The organism is Ulvibacter sp. MAR_2010_11, assembly GCF_002813135.1.
GTDB lineage: Bacteria > Bacteroidota > Bacteroidia > Flavobacteriales > Flavobacteriaceae > Altibacter.
Genome location: NZ_PHTY01000001.1, coordinates 489818 through 513903, shown reverse-complemented (window position 1 = coordinate 513903; position 24086 = coordinate 489818). Strand labels below are relative to the sequence as shown.

21 protein-coding genes and 1 tRNA gene are annotated in these 24086 nt (G+C 41.8%); 18 read left to right on the top strand and 4 right to left on the bottom strand.

Translation table 11 applies throughout. The features are described 5' to 3' along the window. The first annotated feature begins 93 nt into the window (after nt 1–93). Complete coding sequence (gene dnaG / locus ATE92_RS02495; protein ID WP_100802195.1) at nt 94–2055, top strand: DNA primase; 1962 nt, start codon at nt 94–96, stop codon at nt 2053–2055. Here the strand turns inward: dnaG and ATE92_RS02490 are convergent, their stop codons facing one another. Together ATE92_RS02490 and nadE are read right to left on the bottom strand one after the other, a co-directional pair. Further along, nucleotides 2056–2688 (bottom strand): response regulator transcription factor, encoded by a 633-nt coding sequence (locus ATE92_RS02490; RefSeq protein ID WP_100802194.1) that lies wholly within the window; start codon nt 2686–2688, stop codon nt 2056–2058. It abuts the gene before it with no gap. Nucleotides 2689–2844: 156 nt separating this feature from the next. Then, nucleotides 2845–3636, bottom strand: a complete 792-nt coding sequence (nadE, locus tag ATE92_RS02485) for an NAD(+) synthase (RefSeq protein ID WP_100802193.1) — start codon at nt 3634–3636, stop codon at nt 2845–2847. A 108-nt stretch (nt 3637–3744) separates the two neighbouring features. Here nadE and gldB point away from each other — a divergent pair, with 108 nt between their 5' ends. Both gldB and gldC read left to right on the top strand, forming a co-directional pair. Beyond that, nucleotides 3745–4701, top strand: coding sequence for a gliding motility lipoprotein GldB (gene gldB, locus ATE92_RS02480; RefSeq protein WP_100804329.1), 957 nt, complete (start codon nt 3745–3747; stop codon nt 4699–4701). Further along, nucleotides 4701–5033 carry a gliding motility protein GldC gene (gldC, locus tag ATE92_RS02475; RefSeq protein WP_198515589.1) on the top strand — a complete coding sequence of 111 codons (333 nt, stop codon included), beginning with the start codon at nt 4701–4703 and terminating at the stop codon, nt 5031–5033. Before gldB ends, gldC begins: the two co-directional genes overlap by 1 nt. A gap of 45 nt (nt 5034–5078) precedes the next feature. Here gldC and yihA read toward each other — a convergent pair whose 3' ends face one another. Then, nucleotides 5079–5684 (bottom strand): ribosome biogenesis GTP-binding protein YihA/YsxC, encoded by a 606-nt coding sequence (gene yihA / locus ATE92_RS02470; RefSeq protein WP_100802191.1) that lies wholly within the window; start codon nt 5682–5684, stop codon nt 5079–5081. Between the two features lie 9 nt (nt 5685–5693). After that, nucleotides 5694–6458, bottom strand: a complete 765-nt coding sequence (locus tag ATE92_RS02465) for an alpha/beta fold hydrolase (RefSeq protein ID WP_100802190.1) — start codon at nt 6456–6458, stop codon at nt 5694–5696. Between the two features lie 200 nt (nt 6459–6658). Here ATE92_RS02465 and mraZ point away from each other — a divergent pair, with 200 nt between their 5' ends. The 15 genes from mraZ (at nt 6659) to ATE92_RS02390 (ending at nt 23136) form a co-directional block, all read left to right on the top strand. Then, nucleotides 6659–7132 (top strand): division/cell wall cluster transcriptional repressor MraZ, encoded by a 474-nt coding sequence (mraZ, locus tag ATE92_RS02460; RefSeq protein ID WP_100802189.1) that lies wholly within the window; start codon nt 6659–6661, stop codon nt 7130–7132. Then, nucleotides 7119–8015 carry a 16S rRNA (cytosine(1402)-N(4))-methyltransferase RsmH gene (rsmH, locus tag ATE92_RS02455; protein ID WP_100804328.1) on the top strand — a complete coding sequence of 299 codons (897 nt, stop codon included), beginning with the start codon at nt 7119–7121 and terminating at the stop codon, nt 8013–8015. The genes mraZ and rsmH overlap by 14 nt, the downstream gene beginning before the upstream one ends. A 58-nt stretch (nt 8016–8073) precedes the next feature. Next, nucleotides 8074–8391, top strand: coding sequence for an FtsL-like putative cell division protein (locus ATE92_RS02450; protein WP_100804327.1), 318 nt, complete (start codon nt 8074–8076; stop codon nt 8389–8391). A gap of 4 nt (nt 8392–8395) precedes the next feature. Then, nucleotides 8396–10396 (top strand): penicillin-binding protein, encoded by a 2001-nt coding sequence (locus ATE92_RS02445; RefSeq protein ID WP_100802188.1) that lies wholly within the window; start codon nt 8396–8398, stop codon nt 10394–10396. Next, complete coding sequence (locus tag ATE92_RS02440) at nt 10393–11856, top strand: UDP-N-acetylmuramoyl-L-alanyl-D-glutamate--2,6-diaminopimelate ligase (protein WP_100802187.1); 1464 nt, start codon at nt 10393–10395, stop codon at nt 11854–11856. The genes ATE92_RS02445 and ATE92_RS02440 overlap by 4 nt, the downstream gene beginning before the upstream one ends. A gap of 3 nt (nt 11857–11859) precedes the next feature. Then, a complete protein-coding gene (gene mraY, locus ATE92_RS02435; protein WP_100802186.1) occupies nt 11860–13092 on the top strand; it encodes a phospho-N-acetylmuramoyl-pentapeptide-transferase in 1233 nt (410 codons plus the stop codon). Between the two features lie 2 nt (nt 13093–13094). Continuing rightward, nucleotides 13095–14432 carry a UDP-N-acetylmuramoyl-L-alanine--D-glutamate ligase gene (murD, locus tag ATE92_RS02430; protein WP_100802185.1) on the top strand — a complete coding sequence of 446 codons (1338 nt, stop codon included), beginning with the start codon at nt 13095–13097 and terminating at the stop codon, nt 14430–14432. Nucleotides 14433–14446: 14 nt separating this feature from the next. Further along, the gene (locus ATE92_RS02425; RefSeq protein ID WP_100802184.1) at nt 14447–15637 is read left to right on the top strand and encodes an FtsW/RodA/SpoVE family cell cycle protein; all 1191 of its coding nucleotides are present in this window, start codon (nt 14447–14449) and stop codon (nt 15635–15637) included. A gap of 172 nt (nt 15638–15809) precedes the next feature. Beyond that, nucleotides 15810–16916, top strand: coding sequence for an undecaprenyldiphospho-muramoylpentapeptide beta-N-acetylglucosaminyltransferase (gene murG / locus ATE92_RS02420; protein ID WP_100802183.1), 1107 nt, complete (start codon nt 15810–15812; stop codon nt 16914–16916). Beyond that, a complete protein-coding gene (gene murC / locus ATE92_RS02415) occupies nt 16916–18271 on the top strand; it encodes a UDP-N-acetylmuramate--L-alanine ligase (RefSeq protein WP_100802182.1) in 1356 nt (451 codons plus the stop codon). Before murG ends, murC begins: the two co-directional genes overlap by 1 nt. Next, nucleotides 18261–18977 carry a cell division protein FtsQ/DivIB gene (locus tag ATE92_RS02410; protein WP_100802181.1) on the top strand — a complete coding sequence of 239 codons (717 nt, stop codon included), beginning with the start codon at nt 18261–18263 and terminating at the stop codon, nt 18975–18977. Before murC ends, ATE92_RS02410 begins: the two co-directional genes overlap by 11 nt. 3 nt (nt 18978–18980) lie before the next feature. Continuing rightward, nucleotides 18981–20315, top strand: coding sequence for a cell division protein FtsA (ftsA, locus tag ATE92_RS02405; protein ID WP_100802180.1), 1335 nt, complete (start codon nt 18981–18983; stop codon nt 20313–20315). Nucleotides 20316–20374: 59 nt separating this feature from the next. After that, nucleotides 20375–22438 carry a cell division protein FtsZ gene (gene ftsZ, locus ATE92_RS02400; RefSeq protein WP_100802179.1) on the top strand — a complete coding sequence of 688 codons (2064 nt, stop codon included), beginning with the start codon at nt 20375–20377 and terminating at the stop codon, nt 22436–22438. A 124-nt stretch (nt 22439–22562) separates the two neighbouring features. Beyond that, the gene (locus ATE92_RS02395; RefSeq protein WP_100802178.1) at nt 22563–23012 is read left to right on the top strand and encodes a GatB/YqeY domain-containing protein; all 450 of its coding nucleotides are present in this window, start codon (nt 22563–22565) and stop codon (nt 23010–23012) included. 50 nt (nt 23013–23062) lie between these two features. Continuing rightward, nucleotides 23063–23136: transfer RNA gene (locus ATE92_RS02390), tRNA-Arg, on the top strand. Nucleotides 23137–24086 lie beyond the last annotated feature (950 nt).

The window sequence follows — 24086 nt, the reverse complement described above, 5'->3', positions numbered from 1 at the left end:
TAAAAAAGGTTTCAAGTTATGAGGCCTTTTTTTGTTTTCTGAAGAGTGAAACCCTTAAATTTGTGTATCTTTTTTTTCTGAAAAAAATTCCGATTGATTTCAAAAACCACCATAGATAATGTGTTCGAAACTGCCCGAGTAGAGGAGGTTATTGGGGATTTTGTACATCTTAAAAAATCGGGTAGCAACTACAAAGGTCTCAGCCCTTTTAGTGACGAACGCACTCCCAGTTTTATGGTTTCGCCCGTAAAGCAAATTTGGAAGGATTTTTCCAGCGGAAAAGGAGGGAATGTGGTGGCTTTCTTAATGGAGCACGAACATTTTACCTACCCTGAAGCCATAAAATACTTGGCGAAAAAGTACGGTGTCGAGATTGAAGAAACAGAGCAATCGACCGAACAAAAGGAACTGGCCAACGAACGGGAGAGTCATTATTTGGTAAGCGAATTTGCCAAAGACTATTTTCACAATACACTTTTAAAAACTGAAGAAGGCAAAGCCATTGGGCTCAGCTATTTTAAAGAGCGAGGTTTTACCGATGAAATTATCAAAAAGTTCGAGTTGGGCTATTCCCCCAATGCCTGGGATGCCTTTACCGGTCATGCGGTAAAAAAGGGCTATACGCTCGATTATCTCGAAAAAACGGGGCTCACCATTGTAAAGGAAGAAAAGCAGTTTGACCGATTTAAAGGACGGGTGATGTTTCCTATTGTGAGTTTAAGCGGTAGGACGTTGGGTTTTGGAGGTCGAATTTTAACGAGCGATAAAAAAGCGGCAAAATACCTTAATTCGCCCGAAAGTGATATCTATCATAAGAGCAAGGTGTTGTACGGTATTTTTCATGCCAAACAAAGCATTGCAAAAGAAGACAACTGTTATCTGGTGGAAGGATATACAGACGTAATACAAATGTACCAGGCCGGAATTCACAATGTGGTTTCCTCTTCGGGGACAGCGTTAACGCCCGAACAGATTCGCTTAATTAACCGTCTTACCAAGAACATTACCTTATTATTTGACGGCGATGCGGCCGGAGTAAGGGCTTCCTTGCGTGGAGTAGATCTTATTCTGGAGCAAGGGATGAATGTCAAGATTTGCACCTTCCCTGCAGGCGAGGATCCGGATAGTTTCGCGAAAAACAATTCGCTGGAAGAGATCACTGTGTATCTGGAAGAAAACTCCGGGGACTTTATCAACTTTAAGGCTTCGCTATTGGCTTCGGAGGCTAAGAATGATCCGGTAAAGAAGGCGGATACCATTCGGGATATGGTAGTGAGTATTTCTAAAATCCCGGATGTGATTAAACGAGAAGTTTATATTCAGGAGTGTTCCCGGATTATGGACATAAGTGAAGAAGTGTTGTTTAACACGCTGGCGCAAATACTTCAGAAGGAAAAAAGAGATGCCTCCAAGAAACCGCAAACCACTAGACAGGAGTTTGAAGTAATTCCATCGGAAAAACATACTTCCGAGAAGGTTGATGTGCAATACGAATTGGAGCGAAAAATCATCGAATTACTGTTGTTGTATGGTACGGTTGAAGAAGATTTTGAAGATTTAATACTCGAGGCCGATGAAAAAGGTGGAATTGCCTTTAAACCTGAAATTGTAAAAGCAAAGGTCTTCGAAAAGATTTATTTGGACCTGCAAGAAGATGAAATTGAATTTGCAAATGAAAGTTTTAAGGAGGTCTATTTTGAAATTATCAATAAATTAAATCAGGATTCCGACTTTCAAATCAATACCCTTATAAACGAATTGGATGCCTCAGTGGCTGAAACAATTTCAGACATATTAATGGAGGAAGAAAAATATCAGTTACACAACTGGGAGGGGAAGGAAATATATGTAAAGGAAAAGAATCAAACCATACCCCAAATTGTTAGTGAAACAATTTTGAATTTAAGAAGACATCTGGTGTCTCAAAAAATTATGGAACTGGCAGTCGAGCTGAAGGATGACACTACAGAAGAGAAGAGTACGGTGCTTGAAAATATAAGAGATTACAATACCCTACGCACAGTACTTTCAGAAAAATTAAACAGGGTGCTCTAATTACCCGAATTGAAACATTCTTGACTGATGTATTAAATCGGCCAGATTATCCACTTTCAATTTTTTCAGCAAACGAGTTTTATACGTACTTACCGTTTTTTCGTTAATGTTAAGTGCATTTGCAATGTCTTTATTGCGTTTTCCGCTGGAAAGCAAATTCAATACCTCAATTTCGCGTGAAGATAATTTTTTATATCGGCTAATAGCGCTGGTCTCACCCACATTCCTGCTGGTGAAAGTAGAAGTCAATTCTTCGTTTAAGAAAATGCCTCCTTTGGAGATTTGTTTTAATGCTTTTAAGAAAACTTTGGTTGATGCCGTTTTGGGCACATATCCTGCGGCTCCCGATTTGATAGAACGCAGAGCGTAAATTTCTTCAGGATGGGTAGAAAATATAAGCACCCTCATTTTAGGAAATTCGGTTTTAATACTTCGAAGCGCATTAATTCCGTTTATGTGCGGCATATCGATTTCCATGATAAGGATATCGGGTTCGCTCTCTTCTAAACATTTATATAATTCGTCGCCATTATTTGCCTTACCAATAATGGTGTAGTTGGCGTTTTTCTTCAGCATACACGCAATACCTTTGCGCGTAACCGGGTGATGATCTGCAATAAAGATTTTCTTCATTTTATAGTCTTTTACTATGCGAAAGACACTTAAAACAACTCCAATGCTAAAAGTGTGAGGTTTTTGTAATATTTATACTACAAATCAAATCTAAAAAAAAGATAAATCACTTAAGATTAAATTCGTTCAACTTCAAGAAAACTCGTTAAATAACTGTTATTCTCTGAATGCAGGAGGGATTTCACATACAGGAATGGGTACCATTTTATGTTGGTTGGCTTTATTGAGCTTTAAATAGAGGTCAAAAACCGTTCTTTTGCGCCCGGAAAAGTCATTATTCGATTTTCCTTCTGCTTGCATTTGCATGGCCCATTCCAACTCATCGTAGCTGGCACCAATTTGATCTTCATCGGTCCTGCTATCACCAAAAAGTCCGTCGGTTGGTGCCGCTTTTAAAATAGATGCAGGCACCTTCAAAAAACGTCCAATTTCATAGACTTCACTTTTTAGCAGAGAAGCGATTGGGCTAAGATCCACACCGCCATCGCCGTATTTTGTAAAAAAGCCCACCCCGAAATCTTCAACTTTATTCCCGGTTCCGGCAACCAAATATCTGTGAAGCCCGGCGAAGTAGTACAAGGTTGTCATACGTAATCTCGCTCGTGTATTGGCCAAACTTAAGTCTAAAAACCGATCGTCTTCGGTAGAAGGAGCTTGTTTTTTGAATTCTTCAAAAACCGGGGTGAGATCCACACACACATCACTTACGTTGGCGAATTGTTTTTTTAATAGTGCAATATGTTCTCGGCCACGTGTCACCTGACTTTCGGCCTGATGTATTGGCATTTCGACACAAAGCGTTCTCATTCCCGTTTTAGCACATAGAAAAGATGTCACAGCCGAATCAATTCCGCCGCTCACACCAACCACAAAACCATCCATATTGGCTTTTACAGCATACTCTTTTAACCAATTGACAATGTGATTTGCTACTTTTTCGGTTTGCATTTTGCTACGTTTAAACGATAATAATAATACCTTTGCATCGCAAAAGTAAGCTAAAAGTAAAATTTAAAAAAGGGAATGACGTTAAACACTAGCCAAACCACTGTTGTGATGAAAATCTACCTTGTACTGCTCGTAAGTCTGTTGCTATTGTCATGTGATTCGAAATCGGATGTCGAAAAAGAAATCGAAGCCATTCCCATGGAAGTAACAATAGATCGTTTCGACAAAGTTTTTGGTGCGGCATCTGTTGAAAACTTGCAGGAATTAAAACAACAATATCCTGTATTTTTCCCGGCGCAATATCCCGACAGTCTTTGGATAGCTAGACTTCAGGATACTTTGCAAAAAGAGTTGCATGCGGAAGTGGTAAAACAATTTCCCGATAATTCGCAGCTTGAAGATGGGCTTACCTCCCTGTTTAAACATATAAAATTCTACTTTCCGCTTTTTACCACACCTATTGTATATACCACAACTTCCGATGTGGATTATAGGAACAAAGTGCTGCTGAGCGACAATAAACTGGTCATTGCATTAGATACTTATTTAGGTTCCGAACATCCCTTTTACGATGGTATTCAAAACTATACAGTTAAGACGATGAATGCATCGCAAATTATGCCGGACGTAGCTTCGGAATATGCAAGACGTCTCGTTTCAAAGCCTGCAGATAGAACGCTTTTAGCGCAAATGATCTACTATGGAAAAGAATTATATCTCAAAGATCTTTGGTTGCCCGAAACCAGTGATGCCGATAAGATAGGTTTCACCGAAGCGGAATATCTTTGGGCGCAGGACAATTCACTGGACATGTGGCGTTATTTTGTGGAGAACGAACTTTTATACAGCACCGATACCAAATTACCTCCCAGATTTATTAATCCGGCACCGTTTTCCAAATTTTATCTCGAAATTGACAACGAATCTCCCGGAATGACCGGGCGCTTCCTGGGGTGGCAGATAGTGCGTTCCTATATGGAAAATAATACTGTGAGTGTGCAACAGTTGATGATGTTGGACGCAGACGAAATATTTAAAAATTCAAAATACAAACCAAAGAAATAATGGCCGAACATACTTCCGAAATTAATATCAAAGTAGCGCTCGACGCGAATAAAATTCCTGAAAAACTGCAATGGTCTGCCAAGGATGGCGGCGTAGCCAATGAAGAAGCCAAAGCCGTTTTCTTATCGGTTTGGGATCACAATAGTAAGGAGGCACTGCGTATTGATCTTTGGACCAAAGACATGCCGCTGGACGAGATGAAAATCTTCTTTCATCAAACACTTAGTGCGATGGCCGATACTTTTCAACGTGCTACAAACGATGATAAAATGAGCGCTACCATGCGCGATTTTTGTGATTATTTTGCTGAAAAATTGGAGCTGAAAAAATAGTGAAGTAGGGGTTATTTACTCTTTCTGAAGCACCGGCAGCAACTTTTACGAAGCGTTTAAATCCTGATTAACGCTGTCTATGTATTGAAGCAATTCATCTCGGCCTTCACTGCTACTTGCCGAAGTCACAAAATAGGAAGGCATTTCTTCCCAGGTTTCCAGCATTTTCTGAGCATACGCTTCGATATTCCGAAGCAAGGCATTGGGTTTTAATTTGTCGGCTTTGGTGAAAACAATGGAAAACGGCACCTGATTTTCTCCCATCCACTGCATAAATTCCAAATCGATAGGCTGAGGTTCGTGGCGACAATCTACCAGGACAAAAGCCAGCACCATTTGTTCTCTTTTATTGAAATAATCGGTTATAAATTTCTGGAAGGTTTTCTTGGCACTTTTGGATACTCTGGCATAGCCATAACCCGGTAAATCGACCAGATACCAGTTTTTATTTACCAAAAAATGATTTATTAACTGTGTTTTTCCGGGGCGTCCACTGGTTTTAGCCAGATTTTTGCGTTGCATCAACATATTGATGAGCGAAGATTTTCCAACGTTAGAGCGCCCAATAAAGGCATATTCTGGGAATCTGTCTTTGGGGCATTTGGCAACATCGCTGTTGCTCATGATAAATTCTGCCGATTTGATTTGCATGGTAAATAATTAAAACTTTCGCTCTTGCAGCCAGGCGTAAAGCAAATCGTTAAATTCGTTAGGATGTTCCATCATTGCTGCATGCCCGCATTTGGCAATCCAGAATAAATCGGAATCGGGTAGTAATTCATGAAATTCTTTGGCAACGGCCGGAGGTGTAACATTATCGTCTTCTCCCCAAATAATACAGGTAGGGGTATTCATATGAGGAAGATCCTTCGACATATTGTGTCGAATGGCACTTTTGGCAATGGCAAGAGTTCTAATTAATTTGGTTCTGTCGTTGACAGTGGCGTACACTTCATCGACAATTTCTTTGGTTGCTATTTTTGGGTCGTAAAAAACATTTTCTGCCTTTTTCTGAATATAATCGTAATCTCCGCGCTTCGGATAACTTTCACCCATGGCGCTCTCATACAGACCCGAACTTCCCGTAATAACAAGTGCTTTTATTTTTTCAGGGTACAATTTTGTGCAAAGCAGGCCAATGTGTCCTCCCAATGAATTTCCCAACAAAATAACATCTTTATAGCCTATGTGATCAATAAATTCTGAAACGTATTTTGCAAAGTTCTTTACATTGGTTTTTAGCAAAGACATCTTGTAGATAGGCAATTCAGGGATTACAACTTTATAGCCTTTAGGTGGAAAAAAACCGGTCACTCCGTCAAAATTACTCAGACCTCCCATAAGTCCGTGTAACACAATTATTGGGGTACCTTCCCCTAATTCTACGTAGCTGAATTTACCTTCTTTCTTTAATTTATTCGTCATTCCGGTTAATGCTGTTAACAAAGGCAAAAGTAAACAAATTTATTTCACTGATTCAATTTTAAATGGGCTTCAAAAAATTGCAAATACAATCTCATACGTTTAGTGGGTGGTAAAACTTATCAACAATGTGGTAAAATGTGGTAAAATGTGGGAAAAGTTCTCTATATTTGAATTTAAAATTTACCAAAACAACACCCTTAATGCTCAACCTAATAGGGACATACGAGTGCAAAGCAGATGTAAAAGGAAGGCTCATGATGCCCGCTCCTCTTAAGAAGCAACTTACTCCGGTTATGGCAGACGGCTTTGTGATAAAACGCGCCGTATTTCAGCCGTGTTTGGAAATGTATCCTATGGACGAGTGGAATGCTTTAATGCAGAAAATGGGGCAGCTCAATCGTTTCAATCGCAAGAACAACGATTTTATAAGACGTTTTACGGCAGGCTTAAAAACGGTGGAGTTGGATGCAACAGGTAGATTACTAATCCCAAAGGACCTCTTGTCTTTCGCGGGTATATCTAAAGAAATTGTAATCTCTTCGGCCATAAATATCGTAGAGATTTGGGATAAAAATAAATACGAACAAGCAATAAATGATGCTGCAAACGATTTTGCAGATTTGGCTGAAGAAGTAATGGGAGACGCAAGTGATGCTGCTAATGGAATATCATAGACCGGTATTATTGGAAGAAACGGTTGATGGCCTTAACATCCACCCCGATGGGGTTTATGTGGATGTCACTTTTGGCGGCGGGGGTCACTCGAAAGAAATATTAAACAGACTTAGTGAAAAAGGGAAATTAATTGCATTCGATCAAGACAAAGATGCGCTTAGGAATGTTATCGACGACAATAGGTTTTTATTGGTTAATGAAAACTTCAGATTTCTTAAGCGCTTCTTACGTTTTTACGGACACAAGCTTGTAGACGGAATTTTAGGCGACTTTGGTGTTTCTTCACATCAATTCGATATCGCCGAACGCGGATTTTCAACGCGTTTTGAAGCAGATTTAGACATGCGTATGAATCAGGGTAGTGCTTTTTCAGCCTACGATGTGGTGAATAAATACGAAGAAGCTCAACTGCGAGGTGTGTTGTTTCAGTACGGCGAATTACGTGCTGCTGCGGGAATGGCCAGAGTAATTGTTGATGCTCGTGCGCAGGAGCCCATCAAATCCAGTGATCAATTAAAAAAAGCATTGGGAAGATTTCTTCCGAAGCACAGAGAGAATAAAATTCTGGCGCAAATCTATCAGGCTATTCGTATTGAAGTGAATCAGGAATTGGAAGCATTAAAGGAATTTTTAATTCAAACTGAAGACGTGCTTCGACCCGGAGGTAGACTTAGTTTGATCTCGTATCACTCTTTGGAAGATCGTTTGGTAAAGCGATTTATGCGCAACGGTTTGTTTGAAGGGGAGGTCGAAAAAGATGTTTTTGGAAGGGCTGAAGTTCCGTTTAAACCCGTTGGGAAGTTTATAATTCCTTCAGAAAAAGAAATTAAAGAAAATAGCAGGGCTCGCAGTGCAAAGCTGCGAATTGCCGAAAAATTATAGTAAATAATTCGAATCTGCGCTCCACAAATAGTAGTTGAGCGGAGCCGAAACGATAAAAATGAAGAAGAATTTTTACAACCTCATAAAAGGTAAATTTTTGGTGAGCGACGACGCTTTTAAAAACTGGCGTCTCATTATTTTCTTGTCGGTGCTCGCCTTGATTATGATAGCAAGTTCACACAGTGCCGATAAAAAAGTACATCGCATTGCGCAGTTGAACAACGAGGTGAAAGAGTTAAAGAGCGAGTATGTAGATATACGAATGCAGCTCATGCAAACCAAAATGGAAAGCAAAATAATTGCGGCAATGGCGAAACGAGGATTAGAAATATCGGTCACGCCGCCTCAAAAAATCAAAATCACAACAAAAAAGTAACGCGGTGGCAGTAGAAGAAAAGAACATATTAAACCGCCTGTATTTTGTCGCCGGATGTATGTTCATCTTTGCGATAGCCATTACCGTGAAACTGGTAAATATTCAGTTTGTTGACGGCGATAAATACAGGGAGCTCGCGTTAAAAAATACAACCAAGAACTTTGTAATTCCCGCAAACAGAGGGAATGTCTACGCCGATGACGGAAGTCTTTTGGCAACTTCAGTGCCCAAATACGATATCCGATTTGACGCTGTGACGGTTTCTTCCGAAAACTTTAAAGAAAATTTAGTCCCGCTTTCCAATGCTTTGTCTAAAGCCTTCGGCAAACCCAGTTCGTATTATCAGAATAGTTTCAGAAAAGCTCGCGCCAATAAAGACCGCTATATGTCGGTTGTGAAAAATTTAGGCTATTCAGATTATATAAAAGTGAAAAACATGCCACTTTTCAAGCTAGGGCCTTATAAAGGCGGAATCATAGTCGAACAGCGCACTGTAAGAGAGCACCCCATGGGGAAAATAGCTGAAAGGACTGTTGGGAATCAGCGAAAGGACAAGCCCGGGTACTATTCGGTCGGACTGGAAGGTGCTTTCGACGAATTTTTAAGAGGCAAGGAGGGGCGTAGACTGAAACAAAAAATTGCAAAAGGACAGTGGAAGCCCGTATACGACGACAACGAAATTGAACCCCTGGACGGTTACGACATTGTTTCTACCATCAATGTAAACATTCAGGATATTGCCCATCATGCTTTGTTAAAGCAATTGGAGTACTACGAGGCCGAACACGGGACCGTAATTGTGATGGAAGTAGCCACCGGTGAAATTAAGGCTGTTTCCAATTTGGGGCGTACAAGTGACGGGACGTATTACGAGAAATTAAACTACGCCATTGGCGAATCCCACGAGCCCGGATCAACCTTTAAGGTTATGGCGTTGATGGCTGCTTTGGAAGACAAGGTTATCGACACCAGCACGGTGGTAGACACCGGAAAAGGCGTAAAAGTATTTTACAAACGTAAGATTTATGATTCGCATCGGGGTGGTTTCGGAAAGATTTCGGCGGCTAAAGCATTGGAAGTTTCTTCCAACATTGGCTTGGCTACGCTGATCGATGAAAACTATTCGAAAAATCCGAATAAATTAATTGACCGTCTAAAAAGCTGGCATCTCACCGAACAAACCGGAGTGGCCATTAAAGGCGAAGGAGTTCCTTTTATTCCCGAGCCCGGACATTCAAAATGGAGTAAAAATGCCTTACCGTCCATGGCCTATGGCTATAACCTGAGACTTACACCGCTTCAAACTCTCAATTTTTACAATGCCATTGCCAATGATGGGGTGATGGTGAAGCCCAGATTTATAAAAGAAGTAAGGGCGATGAATAAAAAAGTGGACGTGTACGATACAGAGGTTACCAATCCGAGGATCTGCTCCGATAAAACCATAAAGGAAATACAGGAAATCTTAAAGAATGTAGTACAACGTGGCACCGGAAAATCGTTGTATTCACCAGATTTCTCCATGGCGGGAAAAACAGGAACGGCTCAAACCGAATATTGGATGGCCGACTGGGCGTCGAACCGACGCTATGTTTCGTCGTTTGCGGGGTATTTTCCTGCCGATAACCCCAAGTACTCCTGTATTGTGGTAATACATAAACCCAGTATTAAAAAAGGCTATTACGGAGCAGATGTTTCGGGTCCTGTTTTTAAAAGAATCGCGCAAAAAATATTTACGGATGCACCTCTACTAATTGAAGTTGCCAACGTAGATGCCGAAGACCCCTCAATGAAAAAGGATTTTGATGGCTATTATGCCAAAGCACAAACCCGCTTTCAAAAAATGCCCAATGTTGCCGGAATGGCAGGAATGGACGCAGTCTCCCTCCTGGAAAATTTAGGTTTAAAAGTGAAAATTGTTGGAAACGGCAGTGTTACATCTCAATCTATTCCATCGGGAGAACCTATTAAAAAGGGCTCACAAATAGTATTACAATTATCATGATAGTATTAAAAGACATACTGTACAAGGTAACTATCGAAAAGGTGATAGGAAATACTTCTGTGGCAATTCGGAATATAGAATTCGATTCCAGAAAAGTAAGTCTGGACGATGTCTTTATCGCAATTCACGGAACAGTTTCAGACGGACACGACTTTATAAAAAAGGCTGCAGATCAAGGTGCCATCGCCATTATTTGTGAAACACTTCCCGATGCTATTATCAACGGGATTACCTACGTGCAGGTAGAGGACTCACATCGTGCCCTGGCAATTATGGCAGCCAATTACTACGAGAACCCTTCCGAAGCACTTAAGTTGGTAGGTGTTACAGGCACCAACGGAAAAACTACAGTCACTTCCTTGTTGTATAGTTTATTTAAGTCGGCCGGATACGAAGCAGGCTTGCTTTCCACCGTAAAGATAATGGTGGGAGACACACAATATGCCGCTACACATACTACTCCCGATTCGCTAACTATTAACAGGTATTTACGCGAAATGGTTGATACCGGTGTGAGTTTTTGTTTTATGGAAGTGAGTTCTCACGGAATCCATCAAAAGCGTACCGAAGGCTTGCATTTTGCGGGTGGAATTTTCACCAACCTGTCACACGATCATTTAGATTATCACAAAGATTTTGCAGAGTACCGGGATGTAAAAAAATTATTCTTCGACCGTTTGCCGAAAACGGCTTTTGCACTTGTGAATACAGACGATAAGAACGGCGTAGTGATGCTTCAGAATACGCAGGCTAAAAAATACACCTACGCTTTGAAATCGTATGCCGATTACAAGGCGCAGATTCTTGAAAATCAGTTTACGGGTTTGTTGCTGAAAATTAACAATCAGGAATTATGGGTAAAACTAATCGGAAATTTCAATGCCTATAACCTTTTGGCAATTTATGCTACCGCCGAATTACTCGGGTTGGAAACCTTGGAAGTGCTTCAGTTAATGAGTGTTTTGGAGAGTGTGGATGGGAGATTTCAATATTCAGTTTCAGAAAAAAATATAACCGCCATAGTTGATTACGCACATACGCCCGATGCCTTAAAAAATGTGTTGGAAACTATCAATAGTATTCGCACCGGGAACGAGGAATTGATCACGGTGGTTGGCTGTGGTGGCGACAGAGACACCACCAAGCGACCTAAAATGGGCAACATTGCTGCGAGTCTTAGCACGAAAGTGATTTTTACCAGCGACAACCCCAGAAGTGAAGACCCCAACACCATCATAGAACAAATCGAGGCCGGTGTTCCGGCAGAGCATTTTAAGAAAACCCTTTCCATAGCCGATAGAAAACAAGCCATAAAAACTGCCTGTCAGATGGCTTCAGGAGGAGATATCATTTTGGTGGCCGGGAAAGGTCATGAAACCTATCAGGAAATAAAAGGAGAGCGCTTCGACTTTGATGATTTTAAAATTGTAAACCAACTAATTAACGCCCTAAATAAATAGTATATGCTGTATTATTTGTTCGAATATCTAGAGAAAACGTATCAATTGCCGGGGGCGAGTCTGTTTCAGTTTATCACTTTCAGAGCGTCATTGGCAGTAATCTTGTCTCTAATTATTGCAACGGTTTACGGAAAGAAAATAATTAAATACCTGCAAAGAAAACAACTTGGAGAAACCATTAGAGATTTAGGACTTGAGGGGCAGAACGAAAAGGCCGGAACTCCCACCATGGGCGGAATTATTATCATTCTTGCCACAATTATCCCGGTCTTGCTCTTTGCAAAGTTGGAAAACATTTATGTGATTTTACTTTTGGTAACCACGCTGTGGATGGGTACTATCGGGTTTATAGACGATTATTTAAAGAAGTTTAAAAACGATAAGGCGGGATTGCCGGGTAAGTTTAAAGTGATTGGTCAGGTGGGGTTGGGAATTATAGTGGGTGCAACCATGTTTTTTCATCCGGATATTACGGTAAAACGTGAAAAAGTAAATCCGAAGCACGATTCCGAATTAATCACCCAAAGTTCACCAAGAGAATTCTATCCCGAAGAAAAAACATTATTAACAACCATTCCTTTTGTCAAGGAAAACGAATTTAATTACGAACGATTAATAGCCTGGGCAGGTGATGATTATAAAAAATATGCCTGGCTTATTTTCATTCCCATTGTCATCTTTATTATTACGGCGGTTTCTAATGGTGCCAATCTAACCGATGGTATCGATGGTCTGGCTGCAGGAACTTCGGCGATTATTGCGATTACACTCGCCATCTTCGCATGGGTTTCGGGGAATGTGGTGTTTTCAGACTATCTCAATATTATGTACATCCCCAACACGGGCGAGATGACCATTTTTATAACAGCCTTTGTGGGAGCGCTCATCGGATTTCTATGGTACAATGCCTTTCCGGCACAGGTATTTATGGGCGATACAGGGAGTTTGACTATTGGAGGTATCATAGCCGTGATCGCAATTGCGATTCGGAAGGAATGGCTTATCCCTATTCTCTGCGGAATTTTCCTTATGGAAAACCTCTCGGTCGTGATGCAGGTAAGCTGGTTTAAATACACCAAAAAGAAATTTGGGGAAGGCCGAAGGATTTTCAGAATGTCACCCTTGCACCATCACTATCAAATAAAAGGATTTCACGAAAGTAAGATAGTAACACGGTTTTGGATCGTGGGAATTTTTCTCGCGATTTTAACAATAGTCACTCTAAAAATAAGATAGAAGTGGCAGAACGACTGGTCATATTGGGCGCGGGGGAAAGCGGAGTGGGAACGGCCATTCTAGGAAAAAAGAAGGGGTTTGAAGTGTTTGTGTCAGACTTCGGAAAAGTAAAAGAGCATTACAAACAAGTTCTTATACATAATGAGATTGAATGGGAAGAAGGCGGTCATACCGAAGCGAAGGTGCTTTCAGCAACTATAGTTATGAAAAGCCCCGGAATTAAAGATACGGCTGCAATGGTTGTTAAGCTGAAGGCGAAAGGTATTCCTGTAATTTCTGAAATTGAATTTGCTTCAAAATATACAAAGGCAATCATAGTAGGGATTACGGGAAGCAATGGAAAAACCACCACAGCAACACTTACGTACGAATTGCTTCGACAAGGCGGATTGAATGTGGCTTTGGGCGGAAATATAGGAAAGAGTTTTGCCGAAGAAGTCGCCGAAGACGTGTACGAAAATTTCGTACTGGAATTGAGCAGCTTTCAGCTGGACGGCATCGAAACTTTTAGACCGCACATAGCAGTATTAACCAATTTAAGCCCGGACCATTTGGATCGATACGATTACAATTATGAGAATTATATCGCTTCAAAATTCCGGATTGCAATGAATCAGACGCCCGAGGATTATTTCATTTACGACGCAGACGATGCGGAAATAAACAAATGGCTTCAGCAGCATCCCATACAATCACAATTACTCCCTTTTTCATTAAAAAAGGAACTGAAAAAAGGAGCATTTATAAAAGACAACAACATAATACTAACAATAGATAATACAAATCTCACTATGCCAATCGCAACACTAGGATTACAAGGACAGCACAATTTAAAGAACGCAATGGCCGCCTCGACGGTAGCCACCCTGCTAAAAATCAGGAAAACCACCATCAGGGAATGCATGGAAAGCTTCCAAGGTGTAGAGCATCGCTTGGAAAGAGTGCTTAAAATTAACAAAGTGCTTTATATAAACGATTCCAAGGCAACCAATGTCAATGCGACGTTTTATGCCTTAGACAGCATGGAAACTCCAACAGTTTGGATTGTTGGAGGCGAAGACAAGGGTAACGATTATAGTGAGTTGTTGCCGTTGGTAAACGAAAAGGTAAAGGCCATTATTTGTCTGGGGGTCGACAATCAAAAAATTATAAATGCCTTTGGTAATGTAGTCGACATTATGGTGGAAACCCAATCGATGCAAGATGCTGTTCAGGTGGCATATAGAATGGCAAGTCGAGGAGAAACTGTGCTGTTGTCTCCGGCTTGTGCAAGTTTTGATCTTTTTGAAAACTACGAAGATCGCGGACGTCAATTTAAAGATGCCGTTCGGAATTTATAAAAATGAAATGATTCATGCAGCAAATATTTAAGCATATACAAGGTGATAAAACCATTTGGGCGGTAGTAGGCCTGCTCGCCTTGTTTTCCTTTTTACCCGTCTACAGCGCCAGTAGTAATCTGGCCTATTTGTACGGGGACGGAAGCACATTGCCTTTCTTGCTGAAACATTTTGCACACTTATTATTGGGCTTCACCATTTTATACGGAGTACATAAAATTCCCTATCATTATTTTAGGGGTCTGTCCATTATCGCACTGCCGGTAGTCGTTTTGTTGTTGATTATCACTTTGGCCGAGGGAACCACCATAGACGGTGCCAACGCCAGTCGTTGGATACGGGTTCCTTTTGTGGGCGTGACTTTTCAAACTTCTAATCTCGCAGGTGTTGTTTTATTAACCTATGTAGCCCGATATCTTTCCAGAATAAAGGATAAAACGGTCACTTTTAAAGAGACCCTATTGCCCTTGTGGTTACCGGTGTTTTTGGTCTTGGCATTAATTTTACCTGCGAATTTATCGACAACGGCTATCATTTTTACCATGGTGGTAGTATTGGTATTTATAGGGGGCTATCCTTTTAAATACCTCTTGATTGTGTTGGGAGCGGGACTGCTTTTACTAACAATGTTCGTGCTTACAGCCAAGGCTTTTCCGGGAGTTTTTCCGAACAGGGTAGATACCTGGATGAGTAGGATTGAGAATTTCTCAAACGGAGAAGACACCGAAGCCGATTATCAGATTGAAAAGGCAAAAATAGCGATCGCTTCCGGCGGAATTACAGGTCTGGGCCCGGGAAAAAGTATTCAGAAGAATTTCCTGCCGCAATCGTCATCCGATTTTATCTACGCCATTATCGTGGAAGAATTCGGGATGCTGGGCGGCTTGTTTTTACTATTCCTATACCTCTTGTTGTTATTTCGTCTGGTCATTGTTGCCTATAAAGCAACTTCCATGTTTGGAAAATTACTGGTAATTGGCGTAGGTCTACCCATAGTGTTTCAGGCGCTCATTAATATGGGAGTGGCGGTGGAATTGTTTCCGGTAACCGGAAAAACCTTGCCGTTAATTAGTAGTGGAGGTAGTGCCATTTGGATGACCTGTTTGGCGCTGGGAATGATTTTAAGCGTTAGCGCCAAAAGAGAGGTTGTAATAGCTGAAGAAAAAGAACAAAACCCTTTAGATGTATTAAGTGAGGCTATTTAGAGAATAGATAAAAGAGAATAGAGAAAAGAGAAAAGAGAAAAGAGAAAAGAGAAAAGAGAAAAAATGGAGGATATGAAATATAAAAACTATTTGGAATTACTGGAGTCGGTCTTACTTCTTTTTTCTAGCAGTGGAACGGTCTTTTTTCTTAATAGTGATATTTAACTAAGAAATGAAAAATTTACAGAGGACATACAAATTCATAATAAGCGGAGGAGGAACCGGAGGTCATATCTACCCGGCGGTCGCGATTGCGAACGAATTAAAAGTGCGCTATCCCGATGCTGCTTTTTTGTTTGTTGGGGCTCAGGACCGAATGGAAATGGAAAAGGTGCCTCAGGCCGGATATGCGATCGAAGGACTTTGGATTTCCGGATTGCAGCGAAAGCTTTCGCTTAAAAATTTAGCCTTTCCGTTAAAACTTGTTTCCAGTTTGTTAAAGTCGAAAGCAATTCTTAAAAAATTTAAACCCGATGTAGCCATAGGAACCGGCGGATATGCGAGTGCGCCTTTGCTACGTGTTGCTTCAAAGCAAAATGTTCCATGTCTCATTCAGGAGCAGAACAGTCATGCGGGCATTACCAATAAATGGTTGGCAGGGAACGTGAAGAAAATCTGCGTGGCTTACGAAGGAATGGAACGGTTTTTCCCTTCTGAAAAAGTGGTGCTAACCGGAAATCCGGTGCGGCAAGATTTATTGGACGTGACTACTAAGCGAGCTGAAGCAATTCAATTTTTCAATCTGAAGGCGAATAAGAAGACCCTTTTGGTATTGGGCGGAAGTCTGGGCGCAAAAAAAATAAATGAACTAATTGAAAAGTCATTACCGTTTTTTGAAGGAAAAGAGGTTCAGGTGATATGGCAATGCGGGAAATATTATGAGGCGGAGTATTCCGGGAAAGGAAGTGATAGCGTACAGGTACATACGTTTTTAAATAGAATGGATTTGGCCTATGCTGCAGCCGACTTTATCATCTCCAGAGCCGGTGCCTTGTCGGTTTCTGAACTTTGTTTGGTAGGGAAACCGGTACTGTTTATTCCGTCGCCCAATGTGGCCGAAGACCACCAAACCAAGAACGCCATGGCAATTTCAGAAAAAAATGCAGCGTTATTATTAAAGGAAAGCGAATTGGAAAGCAGGTTTGAAACTGAGTTCTCTGCCTTATTGGCTTCAGAAGAACAACAAAAAACCCTTTCAGAAAATATCAAAAAACTGGCACGACCCAACGCTACCAAAGCCATCGTAGCCGAAATTGAAAAATTATTGAAATCGAATTAATGAAAGAAATCCGGGACATACAATCTTTTTACTTTGTAGGCATTGGCGGCATTGGCATGAGCGCTCTGGCACGCTATTGCAAGCTGTTGGGGAAGGATGTTTTCGGATACGACAAAACACCCAGTGAACTAACCGATGCCTTGCAGCAAGAGGGGATTGGGGTTACGTTTACAGATTCGGTTTCGGAAATTCCTGAATTATTCCGGAATAAAGAAAAATCGTTAATCGTGTATACACCTGCCATTCCCAGAGCAAGTAGTATTCTGACTCATTTTCAGACCGAAAACTATTCCGTAGTAAAAAGAGCGGCGCTGTTAGGAGAAGTAACCCGAAATACGTTGTGTTTGGCGGTTGCAGGAACACACGGCAAAACAACTACTTCGGCAATTCTGGGACACCTTATGGCGGCCTGTAATATGCCGGTAACAGCATTTTTAGGTGGAATCGCCGAAAATTACAATTCAAATTTTATAAGTAAAGGCACCGAAATTACTGTAGTGGAAGCAGATGAATTTGACAGATCGTTCTTAACACTTCGCCCGGATATTGCCTGTGTGACCTCCATGGATGCAGATCATTTGGACATTTACGGAGACTCTGCTACTATTGAAGACGCCTTTAGAAGTTTTGCAAATTTATTGCCCAATAAACAGCATTTACTCTTTAAAAAGGGATTGCCTTTAGAAGGACAAACAGTGGCTGTGGATGAGGAAGCCGATTTCGAAGCACGGAATGTCCGAATCCATGACGGCAGCTATATTTTTGATTTGAAAACACCTCATGAAACCATAAAAGACCTTGTTTTTAATCTCCCCGGACATCACAACCTACATAATGCGGTAACAGCTTTGGGCATGGCCATTCTTTCCGGTATCCCAACACCCGGTCTGCCCGAAGCTTTACAAAATTTTAAGGGAGTGCAACGTAGATTCTCCTATCGAATTAAAACCGATGATTTGGTGGTGATAGACGATTACGCGCACCATCCTACCGAGATTGACGCCCTGTATCAGGCGGTGAGTGAAATGTATCCCAACGACAAGAAATTAATTGTTTTTCAGCCGCATTTGTTCAGCAGAACCAGAGACTTTGGAAGCGGTTTTGCCCGAAGTCTGTCGCAGTTTGACGAGGTGCTGTTATTGGAAATTTATCCGGCACGCGAAGAACCAATTCAAGGAATCACTTCCAAGTGGTTGTTAGATCAGGTTTCCCGGGAAAGTAAGGCTTTGATTTCAAAAGAAGCATTAGTGCAAAAAATGAAGGCATCGGGCGCCCGCATTCAATTGTTGGTAGGCGCGGGCGATATTGGTGCAGAAGTGCAAAAAATAACTAAAAAATTGAGCGATGAAGATTAATTGGGGACTCATAAAATTTTTGGTGCTAAGCGGATTTATCGTGTTTCTTTTCAGCTTTACAAAACGCCGAAATGACATCCGGAAAATCACGAAAATTGAGGTTGAATTTATCGATGAAAGCGACCCGTTTATCACGGTTAGCACGGTTAATAAATTGTTAATACAAAATACTGATAGCGCTACCAGTATCGATAAAGAAACTTTAGTTTTGAAAGAGATGGAGGATAGGCTCTTAAAAAACCCTATGATCCGTGATGCTGAAGTGTTTGTAACGGTTGATGGCGCCTTAGGTGCAAAAATAGAGCAACGTAAACCAATTGGACGCGTCGCTGCTTCGCCTAATTATTATTTAGACGCCGATGGCAAAAAGATGCCATTGTCGTGGGTTTATTCGGCAAGAGTGCCATTAATTACAGGAACATCCAATTCCAATTTTGAAGAAGTAACGCCCCTACTTTTAAAAATTAACAAGGATCCCTTTATGAAAAACAGTGTGGTGGGATTGCATGTAAAACGGGATGGAACCATCGATTTGAAATTGAGAAAACACGATTTGTTAGTACAATTTGGCAAACCTGAAAACATGGAGAAGAAGTTTCAGAATTTTAAGGCCTTTTATAAGAAAACAAAGGAAGACAGTACACTCACAATTTACAGTTTTGTGAATTTGGAGTTTGAAAATCAGGTAGTAGCTACAAAAAAATAAGGAATGGAAAAAGACAACATTGCTGTAGGATTAGACATTGGAACCACAAAGATCGTTGCCATGATCGGCAAGAAGAATGAGTACGGGAAGGTCGAGATTTTGGGCATTGGTAAATCCAAAAGTCTGGGGGTGCATCGGGGTGTTGTTAATAATATTACACAAACCATTCAGTCTATACAGCAGGCTGTGCAGGATGCCGAAACCTCTTCAGGGATGAAAATCCAGGATGTGGTGGTAGGGATTGCAGGTCAGCATATACGAAGCCTTCAGCACAGCGATTATATCACCCGCAGCAACAGCGACGAGGTGATCGACGAAGAAGATATAGACCGACTGTGTAATCAGGTGCATAAGCTGGTGATGCTTCCGGGGGAAGAAATAATTCATGTGTTGCCACAGGATTTTAAAGTGGATGGGCAGGCTGAAATTAAAGAGCCTATCGGAATGTACGGCGGAAGACTGGAGGCAAATTTTCACGTAGTGGTAGGACAGGTTTCGTCTATCCGAAACATTGGAAGATGTGTAAAAAGTTCGGGACTGGAGCTTTCCGGAATTACGTTGGAGCCTTTGGCTTCGGCGAATGCGGTTTTGAGTCAGGAGGAAAAAGAGGCAGGAGTGGCGTTGATCGATATAGGAGGGGGAACCACAGATCTCGCCATTTTTAAAGACGGAATTATACGGCATACGGCTGTGATTCCTTTCGGTGGAAATGTAATTACAGAAGACATCAAGGAAGGCTGTTCCATTATTGAAAAGCAGGCCGAGTTGCTAAAAATAAAATTCGGTTCGGCATGGCCGGGAGAAAATAAAGACAACGAAATCGTTTCAATTCCGGGTTTACGTGGAAGAGAACCGAAGGAGATTACACTGAAGAATTTGTCGAAAATTATTCACGCACGCGTCGTGGAGATCATCGAACAGGTGTATTTGGAAATAAAAAATTACGGTCACGAGGAGCAAAAAAAGAAACTGATTGCAGGGATTGTGTTAACAGGCGGTGGCGCTCAGTTACAACACATCAAGCAATTGACCGAATACATTACGGGAATGGATACGCGTATTGGGTATCCCAACGAGCATTTGGCGGGCGATACCAATACCGAAACCACCAGCCCGATGTTTGCAACGGCGGTAGGATTGGTGTTAAACAGTTTACAAAGTAAATCGAAAACACCACAACCCAAGTCGTTTGCCGAAATGGAAGCCTCGAAAGATGATAAGGATACAACAGTTGCCCAAACTGAAGACGAAGAAACAGACGATACTCCAAAAGAGCGAAGACGCTTTTTTGACAAATGGGCCGAGAAGTTTAAAGAATTTTTAGACAACGCGGAGTAGCATTCGGGACAACCGAAGATTGAAAAAAATAAATTATAAAACCTCACAAAAACAACAATATGAGCAGCAACACAGAATTTGACAACATTTCTTTCGATCTGCCAAAAAATCAATCCAATGTGATCAAGGTCATTGGTGTTGGGGGAGGCGGAAGCAATGCTATAAACCATATGTTTAGTCAGGGCATAAAAGGTGTAGATTTTGTTATTTGCAACACCGATGCCCAGGCCCTGGAGAACAGCCCGGTACCGATTAAAATACAGTTAGGCGTTTCGCTAACTGAGGGATTGGGAGCAGGAGCAAACCCAAAGATTGGGGAGCAATCTGCCGTGGAGAGTTTGGAAGAAATTAAAAACATGCTTACCTCAAATACCAAAATGATTTTTATCACGGCCGGTATGGGAGGTGGAACCGGAACGGGAGCTGCGCCTATCATTGCTAAGATGGCGAAGGAGATGGACATTCTTACCGTGGGAATTGTTACGATTCCGTTTCAGTTTGAAGGAAAATTACGAAACGACCAGGCGCATATTGGGGTTGAAAACCTGCGCCAGAATGTAGATTCATTGGTAGTGATAAATAACAACAAACTACGCGAGGTATACGGAAATCTTGGCTTTAAAGCAGGATTCTCAAAGGCCGATGAGGTGTTGGCAACAGCGGCGCGTGGTATTGCAGAAGTAATTACACATCACTACACACAAAATATTGACCTTCGGGATGCAAAAACGGTGTTGTCCAATAGTGGTACCGCCATTATGGGAAGCGCCAATGCAACAGGAGGTAACAGAGCTCAGGAGGCCATTAGTAAGGCTTTGGACTCACCATTGTTAAACGACAACAAGATTCGGGGGGCGAAAAATGTGTTGTTATTAATTGTTTCGGGAAGTGAAGAGATTACCATCGATGAGATTGGTGAAATTAGTGATTACATTCAGGATGAGGCGGGTCACAGTGCCAATATCATCATGGGAGTTGGCGAAGACGAATCTTTGGAAGCGGCTATTGCTATTACGGTAATCGCTACCGGTTTCAATGCCGAGCAACAGAATGAAATTGTAAATACCGAATCTAAAAAGATCATTCATACCCTCGAAGACGAACAACGTGCCGAGCAGGTTTTAACCGCCAAGGCTACTGCAAGTCCGGTGGAACTGCCTGCAAAGGCAAAGCCTGAAGTAAAGGCGGCTACACCGGCTCCGGTTATAAAGCATACTTTGTTTGAAGAGGAAGAACCGGCACCTCAAAAGGAATTTCCTTTTGAAGGCTATATAGAAACCTCCCAGCTTATTAAAAATCTGGATGTAAAATACGAGGTGATCGATATTTTGCATTTGGCCGAATTCGAGCAGGTTTTCATCAACGAGATCGATGTAAACGAGTTTGTGATTTTAAAACCGAAGTCGGAACCAAAAAAAGAAGCAGATTTTGTGATCAAAGAAGTAGCTTTTGAAGCCGAAGAGGAAGATTCGGAAGAAGAGGAAACTGCTTCGGAAATAGTTCAGGATAACGACGATCAGATTTTGATGTTCGATTTACCGTTGCACGCGCCTTCAGAAAAGAAACCACAGCCAAAACAACAGCAAGAGCAAAAGCAAGAGGAACCGGAAATTATGACTTCCCGCATTGAGGAAATTGAGGTAAAAGATCATGTAGAGGTTGTTCCAATTACTGAAGTTTCGGGGGAAGGCATTAAGAGATACAGCCTGGACGATTACCAGGAAATGGAATCCATGTTGAATGCGGCAAAGCCTGTTAAGAAAACGGAGGAAATAGCCGATGAGGAGATCGTTTTTGAGAAGAAGACCATCGATGCACCTGCAGCGCCCGAAACCGACTCGAACGAACCTGCCGATCCGTTGAATGCACCGATTTCTAAAATATTACGCGATCGCAGTGAGGAGCGTAAAAAGACCATGAAGGACTTTAATTACAAGTTTAGAAACAGTGCGTCCAAGATTGAAGATATAGAAAAGCAACCTGCGTACAAGCGGATGGGAATTGATTTGGACGATACCAAAAAGAGCGACACCAATTTGTCCCGCACTTCGGTGAATACCGATGACGATGACGATATCGAATTGCGTTCCAACAATTCGTTTTTACACGATAATGTAGACTAATCCAAACTGTAACACTTTTACATCCGGATGTTTTTTCTGAAAGCATTCGGATTTTTTTTAGGGGACTTCTGCTTTTGCAATAAGGGTAGATTGTCTATCTTCGCAGTCTCATTAAAAATGTTGCATGAGTTTACAAACGCAGATAATGGATGCCATGAAAATGGCGATGAAAGAAAAGAACACGATTGCTTTACAAGCCTTACGTGCGGTGAAATCGGCCATCCTTTTGGCGCAGACTGAAACCGGTGCCAGGGAAGAAATAGCTGAGGCAGACGAATTGAAGTTATTGCAAAAGTTGGTAAAGCAGCGGAAGGACAGTGCTGCAATTTATACCGAGCAGGGGCGAGCCGATCTGGCCGAACCTGAATTGGCGGAAGCAGCGGTGATAGAGCAATTTTTACCGGCTCAGTTAAGCGAGGCAGAAGTTGCAAAAGTAGTAGATGAAATCATTGCCCAAACCGGTGCCTCTTCCATGAAGGACATGGGGAAGGTAATGGGAATGGCAAACAGCAAACTAGCCGGCAAGGCCGATGGAAAGACGATTTCTACGGTGGTGAAGGCTAGACTATCTTAATAGTGATTTTATAATATAGAAGAGATTCCGTGTCAAGCACGGAATGACAAGGCCGCGTGGCGCAACTGAATAGCGCATCAGATTTCGGCTCTGAGGGTTGGGGGTTTGAATCCCTCCGCGGTCACTACACTCACTAAGTCCTGCAACGAAAGTTGCAGGACTTTTTGTTTTCCGCAGCAGTGGAAGCGAAGCTTCAGCATTGCGGAGGAAAACAAAAAGTTCAACGCCGTAGGTGATGCAGACTTAGTATTTGCTAAGGGGAGCGTAGTAGGGATCTGCAATCCCTCTTTCCGCAGCAATGGAAGCGAAGCTTCAGCATTGCGGAGGAAAACAAAAAGTGCAACGCCGTAGGTGATGCAGACTTAGTATTTGCTAAGGGGAGCGTAGTAGGGATCTGCAATCCCTCTTTCCGCAGCAATGGAAGCGAAGCTTCAGCATTGCGGAGGAAAACAAAAAGGCGCCACGCTAGAGGCGTGGCAGACTTGGTATTTGCAAAGGGGAGCGTAGTAGGGAACTACAATCCCTCTTCCGCAGCAATGGAAGCGAAGCTTCAGCATTGCGGAGGAAAACAAAAAGTGCATCGCCGCAGGTGCTGCGACTTAGTAATTGCAAAGGGGAGCGCAGTAGGGAACTACAATCCCTCTTAATTAAGAAATGGAAGCTACGCTTCCAAATTTCGGAGGAAAACAAAAAGTGCATCGCCGTAGGTGATGCAGACTTAGTATTTGCTAAGGGGAGCGTAGTAGGGAACTACAATCCCTCTTCCGCAGCAATGGAAGCGAAGCTTCAGCATTGCGGAGGAAAACAAAAAGGCGCCACGCTAGAGGCGTGGCAGACTTAGTAATTGCAAAGGCGACCGCCGAGAGAAATCCAATCCCGATCCCGCTTCAAAATTTCGGAGGAAAGCAAAAAGGGCATCGTCGAAGGTGCTACGGACTAGATAGTTATAACAGCATTAGCTCTCAATTAGAATTAACAACTATTGTGGAAAACCGTAATAATCTTCATAATCGATTATTTAAATTGCCAATTGGGAATAAACCGAAAAGCCAGCCATAATCTGAAGTAGGTAAA